This window comes from Streptomyces sp. NPDC057654 (genome assembly GCF_042800135.1).
Classification (GTDB): domain Bacteria; phylum Actinomycetota; class Actinomycetes; order Streptomycetales; family Streptomycetaceae; genus Streptomyces.
In genome coordinates this window covers 1-2,944 of the sequence record NZ_JBHVHQ010001001.1, presented here as the reverse complement: position 1 = coordinate 2,944, position 2,944 = coordinate 1, and the positions used below count along the sequence as shown (strand labels likewise).

Below are 2,944 nucleotides of genomic sequence, written 5' to 3'. Positions count from 1 at the left end.
CCACAGCACCGCCGCCCGCGCCCCGCCGTCCGCCTCGAACGCGCGGAAGGCGTCGGCGAGCGCGGCGGCGGTCGGCCCGTCCACGGCGTTGCGGACCTCGGGCCGGGACAGGACGACCGTGGTGACGTCGCCCGCCCGCTCGACGCGGACGCTCACCGCGCCCCCTCCGCACCCGCCCGCTCCAGCACCCGCCCCAGGTCCACACCCGTCGGCAGCGTCCCGAACGCGTGCCCCCAGTCGCCGCCGAGCCGCGAGGCGCAGAACGCGTCCGCGACGGCCGGCGGACTGTGCCGCACCAGCAGACTGCCCTGGAGCACGAGGGTGAGCTGCTCCGCCAGCCGGCGCGCCAGCAGCTGGGCCCGCCCCGGATCGGACAGTTCCCCGAGCAGCTTGCGCACCCGCGCCACCGCCGCGTCGAGCCGGGCGTCCGCGCCCGCCGCCGCGTCGACCTCGGCGAAGAAGGCGTCCAGCGCCGCCGGCTCCTTGGCGAGCGCGCGCAGCACGTCGAGGGCCGCGACATTGCCGGACCCCTCCCAGATGGACAGCAGCGGCGCCTCCCGGTACAGCCGCGGCATCCCCGACTCCTCGACATAGCCGTTGCCGCCCAGGCACTCCAGCGCCTCGGCCGCGTGCGCGCTGCCCCGCTTGCACACCCAGTACTTGCCGGCCGCCAGCGCGAGCCGCCGCAGCGCCGACTCCGCCGCGTCGCCCGCCTCGGACCGGTCCAGCGCCGCCGCGAGCCGCATCCCCAGCACCGTCGCGGCCTCCGACTCCACCGCGAGGTCCGCGAGGACGGCGCGCATCAGCGGCTGGTCGATCAGCTCCGCGCCGAACACGCGCCGGTGCGCCGTGTGGTGCAGCGCCTGCCGCAGCCCGGCGCGCATCCCCGCCGCCGACCCCAGCACGCAGTCCAGCCGCGTCATGTTGACCATCTCGACGATTGTGCGCACCCCCCGGCCCGGCTCGCCGACCGGCCACGCCACGGCCTGCTCGTACTCGATCTCGGCGGACGCGTTCGACCGGTTGCCGAGCTTGTCCTTGAGCCGCATCAGCCGCATCGCGTTGCGCGTGCCGTCCGGCAGGACCCGCGGCAGCAGGAAACAGGTCAGCCCCTCCTCCGCCTGCGCCAGCACCAGGAACACATCGCTCATCGGCGCGGAAGTGAACCACTTGTGCCCGGTGATCAGATACGAGCCGTCGCCCGCCGGCACGGCCGCCGTGGTGTTGGCCCGTACGTCCGAGCCGCCCTGCTTCTCCGTCATCGACATGCCCGCGATCAGCCCCCGCTTGGTCAGCGGCGGGCGCGGCGCGGGGTCGTACGCGGTGGCCGCGAGCAGCGGTTCGTACGCGGCGGCCAGCTCCGGCCGCGCGCGCAGCGCGGGCACGGCCGCGTACGTCATGGAGACGGGGCAGCCGTGGCCGGGCTCGGCCTGGGCCCAGGCGTAGAACTTCGCGGCCCGCACCAGATGCGCGCCCGGCCGTTCCTCGGCCCAGGCGGCGGCGTGCTGGCCGCTCTCCACGGCGGCGGCCATCAGCTGGTGCCAGGCCGGATGGAACTCGACCTCGTCGACGCGGTGCCCGTAGCGGTCATGGGTGTGCAGCACGGGCGGCGACGCCTCCGCCATCCGGGCCCAGTCCTGCACCTCGGCCGACCCGGCGCGCGCCCCGAGCGCGCGGACCTCCGCCTCGCCCCACGCCCCGCCGTCCCGCCGCAGCGCTTCGAGCAGCGCGGCGTCGTCGGCCGTGCTGAAGCCGGTCAGGGGCGGGGCCTGGTTGAGAACTTCGTGCGTGGCGCTCACGGCGACCTCCGGGCTGCGTCGTTCCGGTATTACAGTTCCATCGGTATTACAGTTCCATGATGCGCGATGGAGAACTGTAATGGATAGGGTGTGGCCAGCCATGAACGACACCGAACCGGGCGGCGCCGAGCCGCACACCGCCGCACCCGGCGCCGCCGACTCCGGCACAGCCGAACCCGGAGCCGCCGGGCCCCTCGCCCTCCGGCCGCTGACCGCCCGCTCGATCGTGCTCTCCACCCTGCTGGGCCACCACCCGCCGACCCTCCCGGCCCGTGCCCTGGTGCGCGTCGGCGACCTCTTCGGCATCGCCGAGGGCGCCGTCCGCACCGCCCTCACCCGCATGGTCGCCGCCGGGGACCTCGCCCAGCACGACGGCGCGTACCGGCTCACCGACCGGCTCCTCGCCCGCCAGGCCCGCCAGGACGACAGCCGCGCCCCCCGCACCCGCCGCTGGGACGGCGGCTGGGAGATCGCCGTCGTCACCGCCGAGCGCCGCCCCGCCGCCGAGCGCACCGCCCTCCGCCAGGCCATGACCGCCCTGCGCCTCGCCGAACTCCGCGAAGGCACCTGGCTGCGCCCCGCCAACCTCGTACGGGACCGGCCGCCCGTCGTCCTCGCCCAGTGCACCCTGCTGACCGGCGCCCCCGAATCCGACCGCCCGGCGGAGCTGGCCGCCGCCCTGTGGGACCTCGACGGCTGGGCGCGCCGGGCCCGCGCCCTCCAGCAGGCGCTGACCGGCTCGTACGCGCTCGCGGAGCGGTTCACCGTCTCCGCCGCCATCCTGCGCCACCTCCTCGCCGACCCCGTGCTGCCCGCCGAACTGCTGCCGCCGCACTGGCCGGGCGACGCGCTGCGCGCCGGGTACGACGCCTTCGAGGACGAGTTCCGCCGCATCCTGGCGCGCTGCGTCGGCGCGTGACGACCGCCCACGCGGGGCCTCCGCCGGGGTCGGCGCGCCCGTACCGCGACGTCAGCGGCCGCATACCGCCGTCAAACGCCCGGGAATGTGAGCGGCCGGTGACAATTCCACTGATCGGCGGCCCCCGGTGCGGGAGCGTGGCTCGATCCGATCGATACTGATCGCATGTCACGCGTGCTGCTGATCGAGGACGACCGGGCCGTACGGGAAGGGGTCACCCTCACCC

The 2,944-nt window shown here is 75.8% G+C and carries 2 protein-coding genes and 1 pseudogene; 1 reads left to right on the top strand and 2 read right to left on the bottom strand.

What is annotated here, in order from left to right:
• Together ACFU99_RS39555 and ACFU99_RS39550 are read right to left on the bottom strand one after the other, a co-directional pair.
• A pseudogene (locus ACFU99_RS39555) lies at window positions 1-156 on the bottom strand (enoyl-CoA hydratase); the annotation flags it as partial.
• Window positions 153-1,799, bottom strand: coding sequence for an acyl-CoA dehydrogenase family protein (locus tag ACFU99_RS39550; protein ID WP_384402339.1), 1,647 nt, complete (start codon window positions 1,797-1,799; stop codon window positions 153-155). The pseudogene ACFU99_RS39555 and the gene ACFU99_RS39550, both read right to left, overlap by 4 nt.
• Window positions 1,800-1,899: 100 nt before the next feature.
• Between ACFU99_RS39550 and ACFU99_RS39545 the strand changes: the two genes are divergently transcribed.
• A complete protein-coding gene (locus tag ACFU99_RS39545) occupies window positions 1,900-2,718 on the top strand; it encodes a PaaX family transcriptional regulator C-terminal domain-containing protein (protein ID WP_384402336.1) in 819 nt (272 codons plus the stop codon).
• The last annotated feature ends 226 nt before the right edge of the window (window positions 2,719-2,944 follow it).

Excerpts from the sequence above, each read along its gene's own strand:
- ACFU99_RS39545 (WP_384402336.1), top strand. The coding sequence starts at position 1,900 with ATGAACGACACCGAACCGGGCGGCGCCGAGCCGCACACCGCCGCACCC.